This is a genomic window from Massilia sp. NP310, from assembly GCF_019443485.1.
Lineage (GTDB): Bacteria > Pseudomonadota > Gammaproteobacteria > Burkholderiales > Burkholderiaceae_D > Telluria > Telluria timonae.
On the sequence record NZ_CP080379.1, the window covers coordinates 5,848,855 to 5,869,830 of the forward strand.

At 67.2% G+C, this 20,976-nt stretch carries 19 protein-coding genes and 1 riboswitch; of the genes, 13 read left to right on the top strand and 6 right to left on the bottom strand.

Features of this window, described 5'->3' with window-relative positions; translation table 11 throughout:
- The 5 genes from lapB (at position 1) to cysM (ending at position 5,115) form a co-directional block, all read left to right on the top strand.
- The gene (gene lapB, locus KY496_RS25875) at positions 1 to 1,176 is read left to right on the top strand and encodes a lipopolysaccharide assembly protein LapB (RefSeq protein WP_005669000.1); all 1,176 of its coding nucleotides are present in this window, start codon (positions 1 to 3) and stop codon (positions 1,174 to 1,176) included.
- 5 nt (positions 1,177 to 1,181) lie between these two features.
- Positions 1,182 to 2,159 (top strand): D-glycero-beta-D-manno-heptose-7-phosphate kinase, encoded by a 978-nt coding sequence (gene rfaE1 / locus KY496_RS25880; protein WP_267877511.1) that lies wholly within the window; start codon positions 1,182 to 1,184, stop codon positions 2,157 to 2,159.
- A gap of 109 nt (positions 2,160 to 2,268) precedes the next feature.
- Positions 2,269 to 2,610 carry a helix-hairpin-helix domain-containing protein gene (locus KY496_RS25885; RefSeq protein WP_219863046.1) on the top strand — a complete coding sequence of 114 codons (342 nt, stop codon included), beginning with the start codon at positions 2,269 to 2,271 and terminating at the stop codon, positions 2,608 to 2,610.
- A 99-nt stretch (positions 2,611 to 2,709) separates the two neighbouring features.
- The gene (locus KY496_RS25890) at positions 2,710 to 4,083 is read left to right on the top strand and encodes a M20/M25/M40 family metallo-hydrolase (protein WP_219863047.1); all 1,374 of its coding nucleotides are present in this window, start codon (positions 2,710 to 2,712) and stop codon (positions 4,081 to 4,083) included.
- 129 nt (positions 4,084 to 4,212) lie between these two features.
- Positions 4,213 to 5,115: a cysteine synthase CysM gene (cysM, locus tag KY496_RS25895; RefSeq protein ID WP_005669006.1), complete on the top strand. Its 903-nt coding sequence runs from the start codon at positions 4,213 to 4,215 to the stop codon at positions 5,113 to 5,115.
- A 233-nt stretch (positions 5,116 to 5,348) separates the two neighbouring features.
- Here the strand turns inward: cysM and KY496_RS25900 are convergent, their stop codons facing one another.
- From KY496_RS25900 to KY496_RS25920, 5 genes are all read right to left on the bottom strand, one after another.
- Entirely contained in the window at positions 5,349 to 5,687 is a 339-nt protein-coding gene (locus KY496_RS25900; RefSeq protein WP_005669009.1) for a hypothetical protein, read from the bottom strand.
- Positions 5,688 to 6,140: 453 nt separating this feature from the next.
- Positions 6,141 to 7,226 carry a lytic murein transglycosylase B gene (gene mltB / locus KY496_RS25905; protein ID WP_219863049.1) on the bottom strand — a complete coding sequence of 362 codons (1,086 nt, stop codon included), beginning with the start codon at positions 7,224 to 7,226 and terminating at the stop codon, positions 6,141 to 6,143.
- Positions 7,223 to 9,217: a DUF3488 and transglutaminase-like domain-containing protein gene (locus KY496_RS25910; protein ID WP_219863051.1), complete on the bottom strand. Its 1,995-nt coding sequence runs from the start codon at positions 9,215 to 9,217 to the stop codon at positions 7,223 to 7,225. Before KY496_RS25910 ends, mltB begins: the two co-directional genes overlap by 4 nt.
- Positions 9,214 to 10,248: a DUF58 domain-containing protein gene (locus tag KY496_RS25915; protein ID WP_219863053.1), complete on the bottom strand. Its 1,035-nt coding sequence runs from the start codon at positions 10,246 to 10,248 to the stop codon at positions 9,214 to 9,216. Before KY496_RS25915 ends, KY496_RS25910 begins: the two co-directional genes overlap by 4 nt.
- Positions 10,248 to 11,168 carry a MoxR family ATPase gene (locus KY496_RS25920; protein ID WP_219863055.1) on the bottom strand — a complete coding sequence of 307 codons (921 nt, stop codon included), beginning with the start codon at positions 11,166 to 11,168 and terminating at the stop codon, positions 10,248 to 10,250. The genes KY496_RS25915 and KY496_RS25920 overlap by 1 nt, the downstream gene beginning before the upstream one ends.
- Before the next feature lie 201 nt (positions 11,169 to 11,369).
- Between KY496_RS25920 and KY496_RS25925 the strand changes: the two genes are divergently transcribed.
- From KY496_RS25925 to ylqF, 4 genes are all read left to right on the top strand, one after another.
- Positions 11,370 to 12,302 carry a histone deacetylase family protein gene (locus tag KY496_RS25925; RefSeq protein ID WP_219863057.1) on the top strand — a complete coding sequence of 311 codons (933 nt, stop codon included), beginning with the start codon at positions 11,370 to 11,372 and terminating at the stop codon, positions 12,300 to 12,302.
- Positions 12,303 to 12,390: 88 nt separating this feature from the next.
- The gene (locus tag KY496_RS25930; protein WP_005669019.1) at positions 12,391 to 13,263 is read left to right on the top strand and encodes a hypothetical protein; all 873 of its coding nucleotides are present in this window, start codon (positions 12,391 to 12,393) and stop codon (positions 13,261 to 13,263) included.
- Between the two features lie 9 nt (positions 13,264 to 13,272).
- The gene (locus KY496_RS25935; protein WP_219863058.1) at positions 13,273 to 14,469 is read left to right on the top strand and encodes a hypothetical protein; all 1,197 of its coding nucleotides are present in this window, start codon (positions 13,273 to 13,275) and stop codon (positions 14,467 to 14,469) included.
- Between the two features lie 285 nt (positions 14,470 to 14,754).
- Positions 14,755 to 15,702: a ribosome biogenesis GTPase YlqF gene (gene ylqF, locus KY496_RS25940; RefSeq protein WP_081589963.1), complete on the top strand. Its 948-nt coding sequence runs from the start codon at positions 14,755 to 14,757 to the stop codon at positions 15,700 to 15,702.
- Here the strand turns inward: ylqF and KY496_RS25945 are convergent, their stop codons facing one another.
- Entirely contained in the window at positions 15,703 to 16,527 is an 825-nt protein-coding gene (locus tag KY496_RS25945; protein ID WP_219863060.1) for a class III extradiol ring-cleavage dioxygenase, read from the bottom strand.
- A gap of 86 nt (positions 16,528 to 16,613) precedes the next feature.
- Positions 16,614 to 16,867: riboswitch (cobalamin riboswitch) on the top strand.
- 67 nt (positions 16,868 to 16,934) lie between these two features.
- Here KY496_RS25945 and KY496_RS25950 point away from each other — a divergent pair.
- The 4 genes from KY496_RS25950 to KY496_RS25965 all read left to right on the top strand — a co-directional run bounded on the left by KY496_RS25950 (position 16,935) and on the right by KY496_RS25965 (position 20,938).
- Positions 16,935 to 18,902 (top strand): TonB-dependent receptor, encoded by a 1,968-nt coding sequence (locus KY496_RS25950; protein WP_229520371.1) that lies wholly within the window; start codon positions 16,935 to 16,937, stop codon positions 18,900 to 18,902.
- A gap of 4 nt (positions 18,903 to 18,906) precedes the next feature.
- Positions 18,907 to 19,782, top strand: coding sequence for a cobalamin-binding protein (locus tag KY496_RS25955; RefSeq protein WP_219863062.1), 876 nt, complete (start codon positions 18,907 to 18,909; stop codon positions 19,780 to 19,782).
- 152 nt (positions 19,783 to 19,934) lie between these two features.
- On the top strand, positions 19,935 to 20,597 hold the full coding sequence (locus tag KY496_RS25960) for a thiol:disulfide interchange protein DsbA/DsbL (RefSeq protein WP_005669033.1): 663 nt from the start codon (positions 19,935 to 19,937) through the stop codon (positions 20,595 to 20,597).
- The gene (locus KY496_RS25965) at positions 20,594 to 20,938 is read left to right on the top strand and encodes a hypothetical protein (protein WP_005669035.1); all 345 of its coding nucleotides are present in this window, start codon (positions 20,594 to 20,596) and stop codon (positions 20,936 to 20,938) included. Before KY496_RS25960 ends, KY496_RS25965 begins: the two co-directional genes overlap by 4 nt.
- Positions 20,939 to 20,976: the final 38 nt, after the last annotated feature.

Sequence of the window (20,976 nt, forward strand, 5' to 3'; positions counted from 1 at the left end):
ATGGAATTTGAACTCTGGATGCTGCTTGGCATCCCATTCTTTTTTGGCCTCGGCTGGCTTGCCGCCCGGGTCGACATCAACGAACTGGTCTCCGAATCGCGTACCTTGCCACGCGGCTACTTCAAGGGCCTCAACCACCTGCTGAACGACCAGCCCGACAAAGCCATCGATTCCTTCATCGAGATCGTCAAGCTCGACCCCGAATCGGCCGACATGCACTTTGCCCTCGGCAACCTGTTCCGCCGCCGCGGCGAGACCGAGCGCGCGATCCGGGTGCACCAGAACCTGCTGGCGCGGCCCGACCTGCCGGCCGAGGACAAGGCGCACGCCCAGTACGAGCTCGGCATTGACTACCTGAAGGCCGGCCTGCTGGACCGCGCCGAGGAAACCTTCAACCAGCTGGTCGATACCTCGTATGCGGTCAAGGCGCGCCGCTCGCTGCTCGAGATCTACCAGCGCGAGAAGGAATGGAAGCGCGCCATCGCCGCCGCCGAAGGCCTGCAGGATTCGGGCGCCGGATCGCGCCAGAAGGAAATCGCCCAGTTCTATTGCGAACTGGCCCAGGACGCGCTGGTGCACACGGCGCCGAGCGACGCCATGCAATTGCTCGACAAGGCACTGGAAGCCGACCGCCACAGCGTGCGCGCCACCATCCTGCGCGGCGACGCGCTGCTGGCCCAGGGCGACGTCGAAGAGGCGCTCAAGACCTGGCGCCGCGTCGAGCAGCAGAGCGTGCCGCACGTGGCGCTGGTGGCTGCCCGCCTGATGGATGGCTACCGCAAGGTGGGCCGCCCGCAGGAAGGCGTCAACCTGCTCAAATCGTATTTGGCCGAGGCCTCGTCGATCGACCTGATCGAAGTCGTGTTCAAGGCCGTCATCGAGCTCGATGGCGTGCAGGCGGCCAAGGAACTCGTCGTCGAAGAGCTGCGCCGCAATCCAACCCTGCTGGGCCTGGATAAACTGCTGGAAGCGCGCCTGATGGATGCGCCGGCGAATATCTGGGAAGAGCTGTCGATGGTCAAGAACCTGGTGCAGCGCTATACGCAGAAGCTGGCGCGCTACCAGTGCAGCCACTGCGGCTTCAAGGCGCGCCAGTTCTACTGGCATTGCCCGGGGTGCAACCGCTGGGATTCCTACCCGCCGCGCCGCACCGAAGAACTGAACGTCATGAACTGAGCACGATGAACAAGCCGACTCCAAGCCGCCTGCTGGCGGCCGACGATTTCCGCCAGCAGGCGGCCCCGCAACTGTCTTCCGTGCGCCTGCTGGTGGTGGGCGACGTCATGCTCGACCGCTACTGGTTCGGCGACGTCTCGCGCATTTCGCCCGAGGCCCCGGTGCCGGTGGTGCGCATCGAGAAGCGCGAAGAGCGCCTGGGCGGCGCCGCCAACGTGGCGCGCAACGCCGCCGCGCTCGGCGCCCACACGGGCCTGCTGGGCGTGGCCGGCGCCGACGAGGCGGGCGACCAGATGGAACAATTGCTGCAGGATGGCGGCATCCACAGCTACCTGAAGCGCGACGAGGCGATCTCGACCATCATCAAGCTGCGCGTGATCGGCCGCCAGCAACAGATGGTGCGCATCGACTTCGAGGATGCGCCGACCGAGAACGTCCTGCGCGACAAGCTCACCCAATTCAAGGCGCTGCTGCCTGACTACGACGTGATCGTCCTGTCCGACTACAACAAGGGCGCCCTGGTCAACGTGGCCGAGATGATCGCGCTGGCGCGCGCCGCCGGCAAGATCGTACTGGTCGATCCGAAGGGCGACGACTTCACGCCGTATCGGGGCGCGAGCATCCTGACCCCGAACCGCTCCGAGCTGCAGCGCGTGGTGGGGGGCTGGAAGACCGAAGAGCAATTGCTCGAGAAAGCGCAGAAGCTGCGCGAGGAACTGAGCCTGGACGCACTGCTGCTGACCCGCTCCGAAGAAGGCATGAGCCTGTTCACCAGAGACGAGGTGCTGCACGTGCATGCCGATGCGCGCGAAGTGTTCGACGTCTCGGGCGCCGGCGACACCGTGATCGCCACGCTAGCCACCATGCTCGGCACCGGCGCGCCGCTGGCCGAGGCCCTGGTCACCGCCAACCGCGCCGGCGGCATCGTGGTCGGCAAGCTGGGCACCGCTACCGTGACGCGCGAGGAGTTGTTTCCCGCCTGACGCTTGATCGCGCTCAGTCCCCGGGCCCCAACAATAGCCGGGGTCATCCGTCTAAGTGAACACCGGCGGCGCCCCGCCGTCGGGAGCATTCACTTACGGAGAACATGCAATGATCAAGAATCTGATGCTGGCGGTCGCCGCGCTGGTCGCCTCGGCTGGGTTTGCTTTCGCCCAGGTGGACGTCAACAAGGCCGATGCCGCGGCGCTCGATGGCGTGAAGGGCGTGGGGCCGAGCATGTCCAAGGCCATCCTGGACGAACGCGCCAAGGGCGAATTCAAGGACTGGGCCGACCTGCAGGGACGCGTCAAGGGCCTGGGCGACAAGAAGGCCGCCAAGCTGTCCGAAGCCGGCCTGGTGGTCAACGGCAAGGGCAAGGAAGGCGCCGCGGGCAAGCCGGTCGCGAAAGACGCCAAGCCGAGCCAGACGGCCGACGCCAAGGCGGCCCTGTGATCGCCAGATGACATGTATTGACTGACATTCCCGCGGCCGCGTGGCAAGATGTGCAAGCTCATCTGTTACAGCTTGCACATCAATACCAGAAAGGTCATCATGCCTCACGCCCGTGTTTCCACCGCCTTGCTGGCGGCCCTGCTGGCCGCGTCCGCGACGGCTTCTGCCGCCACCCCGGCCCAGCCGAACATCACCGCCCAGCAAGCCCAAATCAACAAGATCCTGGGCGAAATTTCGCAGCAGCGTATCGAAAGCCATATCCGCAAGCTGGTCAGCTTCGGCACCCGCCACACGATGTCGGAAACCGAATCGAATACGCGCGGCATCGGCGCCGCGCGCCGCTGGATCAAGGCCGAGCTGGAGCGCTGCGGCGCCGGCACGCCGCTGCAGGTGGCCTTCGACAGCCATGTGGCGCCGGTCTCGGCGCGCATCTCGAAGCCGACCGAGATCGTCAACGTGGTCGCGACCCTGCCGGGCACGCAGGCGGCCTCGAAGGACCGCATGTACGTCGTGAGCGGCCACTACGACTCGCGCGCCTCGGACGTGATGGACTTCACCTCGGATGCGCCGGGCGCCAACGACGACGCCTCGGGCACCGCCGCCATCATGGAGCTGGCGTGCGTGATGGCCAGGTACAAGTTCGACGCCACGCTCGTGTTCATGGCCGTCGCGGCCGAGGAGCAGGGCCTGATCGGCGCCCGCCACTGGGCGACCCAGGCGCGCGAGAAGGGCTGGAACGTGGCCGGCATGTTCACCAACGACATCATCGGCAGCTCGCGCGGCGACGACGGCAAGGTCGACGACAAATCGGTGCGCCTGTTCGCCCAGAGCATCCCGGCGACCAAGGAAATGAGCGAGGCCGTGCGCCAGCTGGTGGCCACCGGCGGCGAGAACGATTCGATCTCGCGCCAGCTCGCGCGCCACACCAAGGAGCAGGGCGAGCGCTACGTGAAGGGCTTCAAGGTGTCCGTCATCCAGCGCCACGACCGCTACCTGCGCGGCGGTGACCACATGCCGTTCCTGGAGCAGGGCTATGCCGCGCTGCGCTTCACCGAGCCGGCCGAGAACTTCGACCACCAGCACCAGGACCTGCGCACCGAAAACGGCAAGGTGTATGGCGACACGCTCGACCACGTCGACTTCCGCTATGTGGCCAACGTGACCAAGGTGAATGGCGCCGCCATGGCGTCGCTGGCGCTGGCGCCATCCGCGCCACAGGAAGTGAAGCTGCGCACCGCCGGCCTGACCAACGATTCGACCCTGGTGTGGAAGGCCAATGCCGAGCCCGACCTGGCCGGCTACCGCCTCGTGTGGCGCGACACCACCAGCGCGAACTGGGAAGGCTCGAAGTGGGTCGGCAACGTCACGGAAGCGACGGTCGACCTGTCGAAGGACAATGTGTTCTTCGGCGTGCAGGCGGTCGACAAGGACGGCAACGTCAGCCCGGCGACCTATCCGCTGCCGCTGCGCTGAACCGGCGTACGCCACGCTTCCTCGCCCTGTCGGAAGATGTCCGGCAGGGCATGTTGGAACCATGCGCAAACGCCGTATTGCTTCTCGGATTAAAATGGCGCTTTGGTTTCGCAAGGAATAGAGAAAGCAATGGCTTACAAGACCATCGAAGCCACGATCGGCAACACGCCGCTCGTGCAGCTGCAGCGCCTGCCCGGCGCCGACATCGCGGCCCGCAACAACATCATCCTGGGCAAGCTGGAAGGCAATAACCCGGCCGGCTCGGTGAAGGACCGCGCCGCCATGTCGATGCTGCGCGGCGCCGAGCTGCGCGGCCAGATCAAGCCGGGCGACACGCTGATCGAAGCCACCAGCGGCAATACCGGCATCGCGCTGGCGATGGCGGCCGCGATCCTCGGCTACAAGATGATCCTCCTGATGCCCGACAACCTGTCGGTCGAGCGCCGCCAGAGCATGGCCGCGTATGGCGCGCAAATCATTCTGACGCCGAAATCGGGCGGCATGGAATACGCGCGCGACATGGCCGAGCAGATGCAGAAGGATGGCCAGGGCATCATCCTCGACCAGTTCGCCAACTTCGACAATCCACGCGCCCACTACGAGAGCACCGGTCCCGAAATCTGGCGCGACACCGAAGGCCGCATCACGCACTTCGTCAGCGCCATGGGCACCACCGGCACCATCATGGGCGTGTCGCGCTACCTGAAGGAACAGAACGAGGCCATCCGCATCATCGGCGCCCAGCCCGAGGAAGGCTCGTCGATCCCGGGCATCCGCAAATGGCCCGAAGCCTACCTGCCGAAGATCTACGAGGCGGCGCGCGTCGACCAGGTCGAGAGCGTGAGCCAGGCGTCCGCCGAACAGATGGCGCGCCGGCTGGCCGCCGAAGAGGGCATCTTCTGCGGCATCTCCGCCGCCGGCGCCTGCGAAGTCGCGCTGCGCATCGCCCAGACGGTGGAAAACGCGACCATCGTGTTCGTGGTGTGCGACCGCGGCGACCGCTATCTGTCGACCGGCGTCTTCCCGGCCTGAACGGGGTCGCGCAATGAAAAAGGCCGCCTGGGTGACAGGCGGCCTTGTTGTATCAGTCGCTGGGACTGCATAGACCGTTCAGTTGGCATGTCGCCGACGATATCCGGTCGTCCGCCAATGCGGCGGCTCGTACGCCCGCGCGGGCGTACGCACTACTCATCCGGCGGCGCGCAAGGCGCCGCCCATCCCGCCAGGAGAGAAGCCCGGGCGCCAACTGCCGCGCCCCCGACGACTCAGTCCTTGGCTGCCGGGACCGCGCCTTCCTTCGGCTTGAACTGCTTGTCGCTGATGCGGAACTTCGCACGGCGATCGCCCATCAGGTAGCGCAGGTCGCGGATCGACAGGTCGCTGACTTCGTGCATGCGGATCAGCAGCGAAGCGCCGACCGGCAGGCGGTGGTGGCGGATCTTCGAGATCACCGGCGGCGCCACTTCGAGGGCGCGCGACAGGGCTGCGTCGTTTTTCAGGCGCAGGTTCTCGATCAGGGTGTCGAGCAGGCGGTTCGGGTTGTACTGAAGCAGTTCATCGCCTTCCGAATCGCTGTTCATATCAATGCCGACTTGGTTAGTCATGATTCAAATTCCTATCTGGGGTTGAAACGGAGTCGCTGGCGGCGTTCGATTCCGGAAGTTTAATTTCGTAATTTTCTATTCAATTGTACAACTATTTTTATTCCGATACTCATGAGCAAGTCGGAATCATTTTTCTCACCTCGGATTTTGTTGTCTCATTGCAACAATAGCCGCAATGCAATTCTCTCACAAAGTCACTGAAGAAATATATTGTTTTTTATTTAATGACCAGTGTACGAGCATCCAGCATTTGATGCCGCACGGTACGATATTTGCTGACGAAATGGAAAGAAACAGGGGGGTATGTTGCCATCAGTGCTATTTTTGTCACGGACACAACAATGTTGTCGGCGGATACCCCTGGGGGGTATGTAGGAGAATGCCTACGAACAACGGAAGAGGAAGGCGGGAAATCTGTTACAAAAGATTACAAAATTTCCCGCCTGGAAAGACTCAGCCGGGCCGTGCCGCCCGCACTGCACGCCCCAGGTCGACGACCGACATGGCATAGAAGTAACTGCGATTGTATTTGGTGATGGCATAGAAGTTATCGTTAGCCACCCAGTATTCCGTCGCCTCGGCGCCGTTTTGCAGGTCGATCAGGCCGTACAGGCGGTCGCCCGGCAGCGTCGTCCCGGTGGTCACGCCCGCTTCGCGCAGCTCTTCCGGGCGCAGGGTGGCTTCCAGGCCGCGCCCGAGCAAGCCTTCCCAGGCGCGTGCCGGCGAAACGTCGGCTGCGAACGCGGTCGGGCCGCGGTGCTCGGCATTCCAGCCATGCTGGACCAGGAAATTGGCCACACTGCCGATCGCATCGGTGGCCGAACCGCGCAGGTCGACCCGGCCGTCGCTGTCGAAGTCGACGCCGTACTTGAGAATATTGCTCGGCATGAACTGCGGCATCCCGACCGCGCCGGCGAACGAGCCCAGCAGCGAGAACGGATCGTAGCCGCGTTCGCGCGCCAGCACCAGGGTATTGGCCAGCTCCTCGCGGAAGAACGCCTTGCGGGCGGCCTGGTTCGGCGCTTCCGGATAGGCGAAGGCGAGCGTGGTCAGGCTGTCCAGCACGCGGAACTTGCCGGTATCGCGGCCATAGATGGTCTCGATGCCGATGATGCCGACGATGATCTCGGCCGGCACGCCATAGGCCGCCTCGGCGCGCGCCAGCGCATCGGCATTCTCGTTCCAGAAGCGCACGCCGGCGCGGATGCGGATCGGCTCGATGAAGCGCGCGCTATAGGCTTGCCAGTTCTTCGGCTTGCCCGGCGGCGCCGGCTTGACCAGCTGCACGGCGCGGTCGATGAAACGGACCTGGCCGAACAGGGTATGCAGCGCCTCGCGCTCGAAGCCGTGCTGCGTGACCATCTCTTCGATGAACTCGCGCACCGGCAGCCATTCGACGAAGTTCACGTGTTCCGGGTCCTGGTCGGCCGCCAGCGTCATGGCGGCTTGGGTCGAGGTGGTCTGGGGAGCGGCGAGGGCATCGCCATGCGCGCCGGCGGCAAGCGCGAGCGCGGAAAACAGGATTGCGATCGATTTCATCTGACTTGCGACAATAAGCTTTTCAAGGTGGCGGTAAGCCGGGGATCGGTTGTCGGGGGCGCGTAGCGCCAGGCGCTGTAACGACGCAGGAATTCCTGCGCCGCCGCGCGCGTTTGAGGCGCCAGCTCGCTGGCGCCGGCGACCCGCGCCGCGTAGGCGCTCGGTCCTTCGTCCTGCGCGCGCGCCAGGCCCAGTTGGCCGAGACGCTTGCACAGGGTCGAGTATAGAGCATCGACCGGGTGGATTTCCCGGCGGCGGCGCAAAAAGACCAGCAGGGCGAGGCCCAGGGCAACAGACGTTAACAGAGCGATAAAAGGCCAGCCGGACAGTTTGCGCCGCAAGTCGCGCACGACGTCGCGCTGGCGCTCCGGCGTATAGTTGAGCACCCACTGGTTCCAGCCGTTGTTGACGGCGCCGACGGCGTTGCGCAGCTGGGCCAGCCAGGCGTTGGCGCCGCCCTGGAACGGATTCATGCCGCGCAGCGCCTCGATGCCGAACGGCGCCGGGCGCGGCACCGAGGCGTCCAGGCCGCGCCGCACGCGCTCGGGCGCCACCGCCGCGGTCGGGTCGACCCGCTGCCAGCCGATGCCCGCGATCCAGACTTCGGCCCAGGCGTGGGCATCGGACTGGCGCACGGTCATGAAGCCGTCGAGGGGATTGATCTCGCCGCCCTGGTAGCCGGTCACCACGCGCGCCGGCACGCCGGCCGCGCGCAGCAGGAACACGAAGGCGCCCGAATAGTGTTCGCAAAAGCCCGAGCGGGTGCCGTACAGGAATTCGTCGACCGTGTGCCGGCCCAGCAGCGGCGGCGCCAGCGTGTATTCGAAAGGCTGCTCGCGGAACTGCGCCAGCACGGCCTCGACCCGCTGCGCCGGATCGGGCAGCCGGCGCAGCGCGCGCCCGGCGGCCAGCGCGCGCGGGTTGAAGCCATACGGCAGCAGCAGCCAGCGGCGGGCGTCGTCCAGGGTCGGCCCGCCCTGGAAGGCGAACTGCAGGTGCGAGCTGGCGCGATAGCGCACCCGGCTGGAGAGCGCCTCGTTCGCGGTCAGCTCGAACTGCGGCGAGAGGCGCAGTTCGTGGCCCGCCACCTGCGGCAGCTCGCCCGGCATCTCCAGCGTAAACACCCAGCGCGACTGCGAGGGTTCCAGCGTGACCTCGTAGTCGACCGGGTCGCCATGCACCGCCAGGTGCAGGTCGCGGCCGGAGGCCTGGCTGGCGCCGCGCGACCAGGTCAGGCCGTCGAAGAAGTCGAGCACCGGGCCGCGCCAGTAGAGCTGGGTCTGCACCGGGGGCGGCGTCAGGAAGCGCACGCGGAAGGCCGGTTCCTCGGACAAGGCCAGGTTCGACATCTGGCCCGGCGCCATCGTGTCGGAAAGGCCCGAGCGCGAACCGCCGCCTGAATCGCCCGGCATGGTCCACAGCGGGCCGTGGATGCGCGGGAAGACCACGAACAGCACGATCGCGATCGGCAGGGCGAAGGCCAGCATGCGGCCGGCCATCGCCAGGCGGGTGCGCAGCGGCGGCACCCTGCCTGCGAACTGGAACGAAAGTTGAGTCGCAAGCAATAGCAGCACCGAGGCGATCGTCAACAGGGCGGTGCCGATCCCCTGGGAATAGAAGAAGTTGGTCAGCACCAGGAAGAAGCACAGGAAGATCACGACGAACAGGTCGCGCCGCGCATGCATCTCGAGCATCTTGAAGGCGACCAGCAGCACCAGCATCGCCACCCCGGCATCCTTGCCGAGCAGGGTCTCGTAGCTGAACTGCACGCCGGCCATCGCGGCCACCGCCACCGGCAGCAGCACCAGGGCCGGCGGCATGCGCTTGCCGCGCAGGGTGATCGCGGCGCGCCAGGCCAGGGTGGCGCCGCACAGCAGCGAGACCCACAGCGGCAGGTGCAGGGTATGCGGCGCCAGCACCAGCACCGCGCTGGCCAGCAGCAGCAGGGTGTCGGCCTTGTCGCGGGTGAGGGGCGTGGCCGGGAGTTTCATGCCGCGTCCCCCATGTCGTTCTCCAGCCCATGCAGCGCCAGCGCGCGCAGGCAGGCCGCCTGGTGGGCCGCGCCCAGGGCGGCGGGCAAGCGCAGCGCGCCGAGGCGGAAGGCATAGGGCAGGGCGCGGCTTTCCGCCTCCAGCACCCAGCGCGTCAGGCGCGACAGGCGCAGCTCGAGGTCGAGCGTGGCGGGCAAGGCATCGAAGTCGAGCACCAGCTGGTCGCCTCCGCCACCCTCGAAATGCTTCGACACCAGGGCGCCGCCGATGCTGGGATCGAGCCGGGCGATCTGGCGCCAGGCCAGCTGGCGCGGCGAATCGCCGGCCTGGTAGTTGCGCACGCCGGCGAAGTCGTCGTGGCCGGCGGCGCGCAGGCTGGCCCCGCTGCCCCCGCCCAGCGGCAGGCTCGGCGCGCCTTCCTCGGGGCGCGGATAGACCAGGGCGCGCGCGGCCGGGCGCCAGTAGCTCCAGGCGGTGAACAGGCCGAGCGGAAAGCGCGTCGACAGCTTGACCCGGGCCGGCGCCAGCCAGCCGCGCTGCAGGGTCGGCACCGACAAGGTCAGGATCGCGTGGGTGCCGGGCGCGATGTCGGCCACGTGGCGGCGCATATCGTCACCCTTGGCGACGTCGGCGAAATCGGCCCAGATGGCGTAGCGCGCCAGCCGCGTGCGGTTGAACACCTGCAGTTCGAACTGGACTTCCTGGCCGGCGAACACGGGCGCGACCCGGCCCTGCTGCAGGGCCAGGTGCGCTAGGTTGCGGTAGGTGGCGACCATGTCGACCAGCGCGCATGACAGCGCAAGAAAGGTCAGGCCGAAGCCCAGGCCGAGCGCATAATTGACCGAGCCGATCAACAGCACCGCCAGCAGCAGGGCAAAGCCCAGGCCGGCCCGGCTGGGCAGGATGAACACGCGGCGCTGCCTGAGCACCACCTCGCCGGCGTCGAGCGTGCCGGCGCGCGGCAGCCAGGCGCCAGTCGCGCGGCGCAGCCGCCCGCGCAACCCCCAGACCTTCTGCGCCGTCTGCCCCATCAGACCGGGACCGCCTTCTGCAGCTGCAGCACCAGGTCGCGGCTCGCCAGCGCGGTGCCGTGGGCGGCGCGCAGGGGCCGCAGGCGGTGCGCGCAGACCGGCACCAGCACGGCCTGGATGTCTTCCGGGATCACGTGGTCGCGGCCTTCCAGCGCGGCCCAGGCGCGGCCGGCCTGCAGCAGGGCGATCGCGGCGCGCGGCGACAGGCCTTCGGCGAACAGGCCGTTCTGGCGCGACGCCTGGGCCAGCGCCTGCACATAGGTGACCAGGTTGCCTGACGCGTGGATCTCGCGCAGCTGGCGCTGGGCCTGCGCCAGTTCCTCGGGCAGCATGGCCGGCTGAAGGGTCTTGAGCATGCTGCGCCGGTCTTCGCCCATCAGCAGTGCGCGCTCGGCGGCGGCGTCCGGGTAGCCCAGGCTCAGGCACATCAAAAAGCGGTCGAGCTGCGATTCGGGCAGCGGGAACACGCCGACCTGGTTGGCCGGGTTCTGGGTCGCGATCACGAAGAACGGCTCGGGCAGCGGCCGCGTGACGCCGTCGGCCGACACCTGGCGTTCTTCCATCGCCTCGAGCAGGCCCGACTGGGTCTTGGGCGTGGCGCGGTTGATCTCGTCGGCCAGCAGCACCTGGGTGAAGATGGGCCCGGGATGGAACACGAACTCGTTCTTGTCGCGCTCGTAGACCGAGATGCCGGCCACGTCCGCCGGCAGCAGGTCGCTGGTGAACTGGACCCGGTTGAAGCGCAGGCCGAGCGAGATCGCCAGCGCATGCGCCAGCGTGGTCTTGCCCACGCCCGGCAGGTCGTCCAGCAGCAGGTGGCCGCCGGCCAGCAGGCAGGTCAGGGCCAGGCGCACCTGCTGGTTCTTGCCGACCACGACTTCGTTGACCTGGCGTGCGACGGCGTGCAATTTGTTGAACATGGATTTTCCGTGAATTGATCGATACGTCGTTCGGCTTGCGCTTGCCATGGCCGCGGCCGAGCGGGACCGCGGCCTGCCGTGGTAGATTAGCGCCATTGGCAAGCTTCATGCCCTGGCCACTGCCAGCCGTTCCAGAAGATTCTATGCGAGAACGGCGGCGCAGGGTGTGAATGGATGAGCATAGTCGGAGACGAGAGCACCATGAGCACAGCGATTTACAGCCACCCGGACTGCCTGCGGCATGACATGGGCAGCTGGCACCCCGAATCCCCGGCCCGCCTGCAGGCGATCGACGACCAGCTGATCCTGGCCCGGCTGGACGGGCTGATCGAGCAGCGCAGCGCGCCGCTGGCCGAGGTCGAGCAGGTCTTGCGCAACCATACGCAAGGGGCGCTGGCGCTGGTGCGCGACCACGTGCCGGCCACGCCCGGCGACTATTACCCGCTCGACGGCGACACCTCGCTCTGTCATTACAGCTACCAGGCGGCGCTGCGCGCGGCCGGCGCCGCGGTGGCCGCCACCGACGACGTCATCAAGGGCAGCGTCTCGAACGCCTTCTGCTCGGTGCGCCCGCCCGGCCACCATGCCACGCCGACCGAACCGATGGGGTTCTGCTTCTTCAACAACGTCGCCATCGCGGCGCGCCATGCGCTCGAGGCCCACGGCCTCGAGCGGGTCGCCATCGTCGATTTCGACGTCCACCACGGCAACGGCACCGCCGACGCCTTCCGCGACGAGCCGCGCGTGCTGATGGCCAGCTTCTTCCAGCATCCGTTCTATCCCTATAGCGAGGTCGAGCCGGTCACGGCCAACCGCGTCAACCTGCCGGTGCCCGAGCGCAGCGACGGCGAAGCGGTGCGCGCCCTGGTGCGCGAACACTGGCTGCCGGCCCTGCACGCCTTCAAGCCGCAGATGATCTTCATCTCGGCCGGCTTCGACGGCCACCGCGACGACGACATGGGCGGCATGGGCCTGGTGGAGGCCGACTATGCCTGGATCACGCGCCAGATCATGGCGGTCGCGAACGAACATGCGGGCGGGCGCGTGGTGAGCTGCCTGGAGGGCGGCTACGACCTGTCGGCGCTGGGCCGCAGCGTGGTGGCGCACCTGAAGGTGATGGCCGACCTCGAGTAGGCAACGGCGCCGGTCGCGGAACTCAGCGGCTCCTCGCGCGCACTAACGCATGACCGGCCTTTGTCCGGCTTGCGTAGAGGAGACGAAGATGAACAAGAAACACACCCTGTGTGCGCTCTGCTTGCTATCAGCCGCCGGCATCGCTGAGGCTGCCAACTACACCCTCTGGATCAACGGCCGCAACAGCGGTGGCAGTCCCGGCAACTACGCCGATTTCCGCTACTGGGGGCCGGACACCACGCCCGCCGGCGTCAACAAGAAGGCCGTCAACTGGGACGGCTACAGCAGCATCTCGTCGCAGAGCCTGCGCGTGCGCGACGCGCTCGACTGCTTCTGCACCGGCCAGAACTGGTGCTATATCGCGGCCTACAGCGCGGGCGAGCTGCTGCTGGGGTACACGCTGGCCAACTTCGGCGGCACCACGCGCGCGGTCAAGAACGCCACGGCCAATGCGGCCGGCGTCTGCGGCGACGCGGGCGGCGTGCAGGGCGGCTGGAACATCAAGTGGGTCAGGACGGCCTCGGGCGCCGCGGGCGGCTCCGAACTGGCCAATGCCGGCGCCTGGACCACCTCCGAGCCGCTGGTGCAAGACCTGCGCACCGGCACCGCGCGCGCCATGTACAACCACAACGACACCCGCAATATCTGGTTCTACCGCTACGCCGGCGCGCGCGGCACCTTGTACTCCTTCCTGCTGCCGGGCCAGGATGACGAGGTGGTGGCCTATCACAGCAGCGGCGGCGCGGCCGGCAACTCCGGCCGTTCGCTCTGCAATCCGGGCGACTGGTTCTGCGACGACCTGCGCTATGGCACCGAACCGAACCAGGGCGGCAGCGTCAAGTGGAGCTGGCACTCGGTCGCCTTCCGCGACGACGGCGAAGACTTCGACCACTACGCCGACGGCAACTGGGAGGGCATCATCGGGGTCGTGCGCCAGGCGATGGTCGACACCGCCAACTAGGGGCACAGGATGGCTTGGCGTCGGCGTTGGCGCTGGCCGGCCGCGGCGGGCGTGGGGGGCTGCATCGGCCTGGGGCTGATCGTCCTGGCGGACAAGGGCGAGGCGGTGCCCGACGCGGCGCAGGCGCCGCAGTCCGCGCCTCCCATTGCCGAGGCGCGGCCCGTCGCGCCCCGGCTTGAAGACCGCGCCGCGCGCCGGCGCCAGCTGGTCGAACAGGTGCGCCTGACCGACCACACCTATTGCAGCTACCTGGCGCATTCGCGCTATCCGCACGATTCGCGGCCGGCCGGCCACCATTCCGACCAGCTGTACCCGAACCAGCCGCTGCTCGAGACCAACCCGATGCGGGCCGAGGGTGGCGACAGCGGCGACAGCCACCCCGAGGTCCAGCTGCAGACCGCGCAGTCGCGGGTCTACCTGGCGGCCGGCGAAGAGGCCCGCTTCTCGCTGCGCGCGGTGGATGGGGGCGGCCAGCCGCTGCCGCTGGTTGTCACGCGCGCGCTGGCCCAGGGCATGACCTATGGGCCGAGCCGTCCGGCGCCGCAGGTCGCCGTGCCGTTCGCTGAACAAGGCGGCGCCTGGCAGGGGACGCTCGCGCCGGCGCAAACGGCGCTGGCGGGTTTTCACGGGACGATCCGGCTCGAGGTGCGCTACCAGGCCGGCGGCCGCGCAGGTTTCGTGCTGTTCGACGTCATGTATTCGCCGCAGTCGCCGGCCACCTGGAGCGGGGCGCCGCGCGAAGCGATTGAGGGCGGCGCGCTGCAGTTCGCGCTGCCGCTGGAGGTGCGCCTGCCCGGACGCTACGTGGTCACGGGCCGCGTCGACGATGCGGACGGCCGCCCGTTCGCGCTGGCCACCTTCAACGAGGTGCTGGGGCAGGGCGCGCAGCAGGTGCGGCTCAGGGTGCACGGCAAGCTGCTGCACGACGGCGCGCCGCGCCTGCCGCTGCTGCTGCGCGACGTCGAGGGCTATCTGCTGCGCGAAAATGTCGATCCCGACCGCCTGCTGTTGCCGCGCCTGGAGGGCAAGGTGTTTGCCAGCCGCACCCGTTCGCTGGCCGGCGTGCCGGATGCCGAGTGGCAGAGCGAGGAACGCAGCCGCTACCTGGCCGAGTACGCGAAAGACCGCGCCGCGGCGCGGACGCGGCTGGCGCGCTTCGATCCGCAGGCGCCGCTGCCGCCGGCCGACTGCGGGAAGGCTCAGTAGGGAAGCAGGGGCAATTGCTCGACCATCGCCGACACCGCGATGGCGCAGCACAGCATCAGCACGCCATACCAGCGCGCCAGCGACCGTTTCAGTTTTTCCCGTACGCGCATTCCCATCTCCGTCTTGTGCAGGCAAGAGAGCAGTGTGCGCGCGGAATATGTCATCAGTGTTGCAATAGCTCAACGGTGTGCGCGATGGAAAGAGGCCTTGTGGCTGCGCCGCTACGTTTGTGTCGACGCTCAGCGTAAAATAGCGCCTTGGACGAAAGATTAAGAGAGCAATAGTATGTCGATTCAATGGTTCCCTGGCCACATGAACGCGGCCAAGCGGGAAGCGGCCGAGCAGATGGAAAACATCGATCTGGTGATCGAGGTCCTCGATGCGCGCCTGCCCGAGGCGAGCTGCAACCCGCTGGTGGAAGAGCTGCGCAAGTTCCGCCAGCGCCCTTGCCTGAAGGTCTTGAACAAGATCGACCTGGCCGACCCGAACGCGACCGCCGCCTGGAAAGCCTATTACGACGCCCAGGACGGCGTGACCGCCTATCCGATGACGACCAAGAAGCCGGCCGACGTCGCCCGCATTCCGGACCTGGCCCTGTCGCTGGCGCCGCACCGCGGCGTGCCGACCAAGCCGCTGCGGATCATGATCATGGGCATCCCAAATGTAGGAAAATCAACACTGATGAACGCGCTTTTAAAGAAGCGTGTGGCCAAGGTGGGCGACGAGCCCGCCGTGACCAAGACCCAGCAGCGCCTGTACCTGAACAAGAACGTGGTGCTGGTCGACACTCCAGGCATGCTGTGGCCGAAGATCGCCATGGCCAGCGACGGCCTGATGCTGGCCGCCAGCCATGCGATCGGCACCAATGCGCTGGTCGAGGAAGAAGTGGCCGAATACCTGGGCGAGCTGCTGCTGCAGCGCTATCCGCAGCTCTTGAGCGCGCGCTATGGTTTCAAGACCGAAGGGATGGATGGCGTGGCCGTGATCGAGGGCGTGGCCCAGCGCCGGGGTTTTCGCGTGCGCGGCGGCGATTTCGATTACGAAAAGGCGGCGCACACGCTGCTGCAGGATTACCGCCAGGGCGCGCTCGGCCGCATCAGCCTCGAGACGCCGGAATCGCGCGCGGCCAGCCTGGCCCAGCACGAGGCCGAGATGGCCGAAAAAGCACGTATCGCGGCCGAGAAGGCAGCCGCCAAGGCCGAAGAAGCGGCGCGCGGCAAGCGCGGGACGTAATCACACCGCTGGCGGTGCCCCGAACCTGAAACTCGACACCGTCAAATTCCCCATGAACGCGTCTTCATGATAGACGCAGGCGGCCGCCTCCCGCTCGGCCGCCCCCAATGCCACCATCAGCGGAATCAGGTGTTCCTCGCGCGGATGCGCCGCCCGCGCCATCGGCGCCGCATCCCAGCGCAGCAAGGCCTGCTCACGTTGCGCCGGATCGAGTTCGAGCAGCGCGTGCTGCAGCCAGCCGTCGAAAGCGCGTGACGCCTCCCGCCCGTTCGGCCCGAACTGGCGCAGGTTATGGTACGACAGCCCGCTGCCGATGATCAGGATGCCTTCGTCGCGCAGCGGCGCCAGCGCACGGCCCGCCGCCAGGTGGGTGGCCGGATCCAGGTCGCGCCGGATCGAGAGCTGCACCACCGGCATGCGCGCTTCCGGATAGACCGGGTACAGCATCGAGAATGTGCCATGGTCGAAGCCGCGTTCGGCGTCCATCGCGGCCGGGTGGCCCGCGGCGGCGAGCAGCTCGGCGACGCGTCGCGCCAGCGCCGGCTCGCCCGGGGCCGGGTACTTGACCTGGTAGGTGTGCGGCGGGAAGCCGCCGTAGTCGTAGATCATGCCCGGCGCCGTGCCGGACGACACCATGAACTGCGGCGTTTCCCAGTGGGCGGTCACGACCAGCACCGCGCGCACCGTGTCTCCAGCCTCGGCCCGCAGCGCGGCCAGCGAGTCGGCAAGCTGGTTGTAGGCCGACCCGTACTGCTCGCGCATCCACGGCCAGGGGCCGCCGCCGTGCGAGACGAAATAGGTGGGCAAGGTGGGTAAGCGCGCCATGATCGCTCCTGTCATGCATTGAAACGGTCATGTTAGCCCAAGCGGCAAGAGCTTGCCGGTGGCCGGGCAGGTCGCACCTTGTCAAGGTATAATCGCCCCGTTTTGGTGCTCTCGCGCACATCCAGGTACGCGAAGTTAAACGGGAAACACGACATGGCCGCGCCGCGCGCCGCCATGGAAGTGTGCTGCCCCCGCAACGGTCAACAAGCGCCGCGCCTGCGTCTGCAGCGTGGCGGACGGTCTCGACAACCACTGCGCCGCTGTACGGTCTGTTCTGCGCAGGAAGGTGAGGCCGTCATGCTTGCCAGCCCGGATACCGGCCAATACAGGTGGAAGCGCCAGGCGTTTCCGTTGACTCCGGGCTGCGGGGAAGCAGGCCGGTGCCTTTTACCGAGAACACATTCATCATGATTTTTGCAGCTGCACCGCGCCGCGCGCCACTCGCACTGGCTTGCGCCTTCGCCCTGTCCGCCATTTCCGCCCATGCCGTCGCCCAGGACGCCGCGCAGTCCTCCCTGCCATCGGTCCTCATCACCGGCCCGCGCTTCCCGGCCCAGGCCACGCCGATCGGCGCCACCGTCATCACCGCGGAGCAGATCCGCAGCGCCGGCGCCCTTGATGTCAATGCGGCGATCCGCAAGATCGGCGGCGTGTTCGGCCGCCAGAGCCTGGACGGCTCGCCCGACTTCGGCCTCGACCTGCGGGGCTTCGGCACCAACAGCGCCCAGAACACGGTGGTGCTGGTCGACGGCGTGCGCCTGAACGAGAACGAGCTGGCGCACACGGTGCTGTCGACCATTCCCGTGGACACGGTGGAGCGCATCGAGATCACGCGCGGCGGCAGCAGCGTGCTGTATGGCGATGGCGCCACCGGCGGCGTGATCAACATCATTACCCGCCGCGGCGCCGGCGCGGGAACGCATGGTTCCCTGTTCGCCGAAGCCGGCCGCTTCGACCACCGCGACCTGCGCGCCTCGGTCACGCACGGCGCCGGCCCATGGTCGTTCGACGCCGCAGTAAGCGACCGCAGCACGGATAACTACCGCGACAACAACAAGTACGAGCAGACCAGCTTCAGTGGCGGCGTGCAGTATGCCTACGCGCCGAACGGCCGCGCCGGCCTGCGCTTCGAGAGTTCGCGCTCCGATTCGCGCCTGCCGGGTTCGCTGAGCGAAGAGCAGTTCCTGACCATCCCGACCCAGAGCAACACGCCGAAGGATTACGGCTCGCTCGACACCGACCGCGTGACCGCCTTCGTCGAGCACCGTGTCGGCGCCTTCGAGCTGGCGGCCGATCTATCGCATCGCGAGCGCGAGGTCTCGTCCACCTACGATTTCGGCGCACCATCGACGTCGATCTACGAGGCCGAGCAGACCCAGTTCTCGCCGCGCCTACGCCACACCCTCGACCTCGGCGACAAGCGCAACGAATTCGTCACCGGCATCGACCTGATCCGCTGGGAGCGCGACGTCACCTCCGCGTTCTCGGCCGGCGACGCGCGCCAGGACTCGAAAGCCTTCTACCTGCGCGACGAACTGCGTTGGAACGCCCCGCACAACGCCCGCCTGGCGGTGGGTGGCCGTCACGAACGCTTCGAGAAGAACTACAGCGACCCGCTGGCCTTCCCGCCGGTCGTGAACGAGCACCGCAAGCAGTCGCTCAACGCCTGGACCGTGGAAGGCAGCATCGACGTGATGCCGCTCGTGACCGTGTTCGCCAAGGCCGGCCGCAGCTACCGCATCGCCAATATCGATGAAAACAGCTACCGTTCGACCCTGGACGTGCTGGAGCCGCAAACCTCGCGCGACCTGGAACTGGGCGTCAGCGCCGGCCTCGATGCGCGCAAGGTGACCGCGCGCGTGTTCCGCCACCGCCTGACGAACGAGATCTTCTACGACCCGACCATCGGCTATGGCGCCAACACCAACCTCGATCCGACCCGCCGCCAGGGCGTGGAGCTGGAAGGGCAGGCGACCTTCGCCGACGCCTGGCGCCTGCTCGGTTCGTGGCAGTACGTGCAGGCCGAGTTCCGCGACGGCCCGAACGCCGGCCGCGAGATGGTGCTGGTGCCGAAACACGTGGTCACCGCGCGCCTGGCGTGGACGCCGGGCATTGGTCAGACCGCCGACATCGGCGCCCAGTGGGTCGACAGCCAGCGCTATGGCGACGACTTCACCAACAGCTGCAGCACCCGCATGCCGTCGTTCACCACGATCGACGCCCGCTATGCGCGCCGCTTCGGCCCGTGGGAAGTGGCGCTGTCGGGCCTGAACCTGGCCGACCGCCAGTACTACAGCCAGGCCTACAACTGCCGCGCCGGCATCTATCCAAGCGACGGTCGCCAGCTCAAGTTGTCGCTGCGCTTCGACTTCTGAGGCCATGAAGTCCGCGCTGGCGGCCGTGCTGGCCGCAACCTCGGTCAATGCGTTCGCGGCGATCGCCGTCGTCGACGACGCCGGGCGCACGGTCACGCTGGCGCGGCCGGCGCAGCGGGTGATCTCGATGGCGCCGCACGTCACCGAGCTGCTGTTCGCGGCCGGCGGCGGGGCGCGCACGGTCGGCGCAGTGGACTACAGCGACTATCCGGCGGCGGCGAAAAAGCTGCCCCAGGTCGGCAGCTTCAACAAGATCGATGTCGAGCGCGTGCTGGCGCTGAAGCCCGACCTGCTGGTAGTCTGGCAGAGCGGCAACCCGACGCGCCAGGTCGAGCAGCTGGCGCGGCTGGGCATCCCCGTCTATTACAGCGAGCCGAGCCGGCTGGAGCAGGTCGGCGACAGCCTGCTGCGCCTGGGCCGGCTGCTCGGCACCGAGCCCGTGGCCAGGCGGGCGGCGCACGACTACGGCGCGCGCATCGCGGCGCTCAGGACGCGCTACGCCGGGCGGCCGCAAGTAGGCGTGTTCTACCAGGTCTGGGACCGCCCGCTGTACACCCTCAACGACGACCATGTCGCCAGCGACATCCTGCGCCTGTGCGGCGGCCGCAACCTGTTCGGGGCCCTGAAGACGATCGCGCCCGAGGTCGGCATCGAGGCGGTGATCGAAGCCGATCCCGAAGTCATCCTGGTCGGCAAGCGCGACGATCCCAAGGGCCCGGGCTGGAAGATCTGGCAACCGTACAAGGGCATGACGGCGGTAAGACGCGGCAACCTGTTCGAGATCGATGGCGACCTGACCAGCCGGGCGGGGCCGCGCACGGCGGAGGGCGCCGCCCGCATCTGCGCGCTGCTCGAGGAAGCGCGCGGGCGCCGGCCTTGACGACTTGACTATTCGCGTTGCCGGCGTAGATTGAAAGTCACCACGCCCCTGTTTCAGCCGTAAGCAAATGCAAAAAAATGCGCTCCCGGGACAGGGGACAGACAAAAAGTGGTAATCTCGCGGTCGTTCGTTCATTCTTTTGGAAGGATTTTATGCGCACCCTGCGTTTCGCCCTCGTTGCCGCTGCCCTGGTCGCCGGTTTCGCCAATGCTTCGCCAACCGATCCGCGCGTCGGCGCCGAATACACCGTGCTCGCGACCCCGCAGCCGACCCAGACCGTGGGCAAGAAGGTCGAAGTGGTCGAGTTCTTCGCCTATCACTGCGGCGCCTGCAATGCGTTCGAGCCGACCCTGGTGAACTGGGTCAAGAAGCAGGGTGACAATATCGTGATGCGCCGCATTCCGCTGCCGTTCCAGGGCGCCAGCGATCCCGAAGCCCGCCTGTTCCTGACGCTCGACGCCATGGGCAAGCTGGAGCAGTACCATCACCGCGTGTTCCGCGCCGTGCACGTCGAGCGCAAGCGCCTGATGAAGGACGACGACATCATCGCCTGGGCCACCGCGAACGGCCTGGACAAGGCGAAATTCATGGAAGCGTGGAACTCGTTCGGCGTGCAGACCAAGCTCAAGCGCCTGCCGCAGATCGCCGAAGCGTACAAGGCCAGCAGCACCCCGACCGTCGTCATCGACGGCAAATACGTCGTGTCGCCGGCAACGGTGGCGCAGTCCAACAAGATCCAGGACATGGGCCAGCTGATGACGGCGACCGGCCAGGTCCTCGACGCACTGGTGGCGAAGGCAGCCAAGGAAAAATGACCGATAAAGTCGAAGGCGAGATCCTCAAGATTTACGAAGGGTCCCGGCCCAAAGAGGAAAACTTGTTCGAGACCAGTAACGTGAATCACGTCGCGTGGACGCTTGCGCTGATCTTCGTCCTGACCACCGTCTGGTTCGGCATCGCGCTCGTCCATGCCGAAAACCAGCGCCACGCGATGGCGTCGAATCTCTGTCCCGATCAGGTGTTCAAGGAGGGGTTCGACCAGAAGTGCCTGCTGACCGTGCGTTCGCGCGATCACTGGTGGGAGCATCTCTGGTACGGCGTGACCCATGTGCGTTCCCATCCCGAGCACGATGGTCGCATCGATACCAGGAAGTAATACTATACGGTAAGACAACACGGCGTCCCCTGCGGACG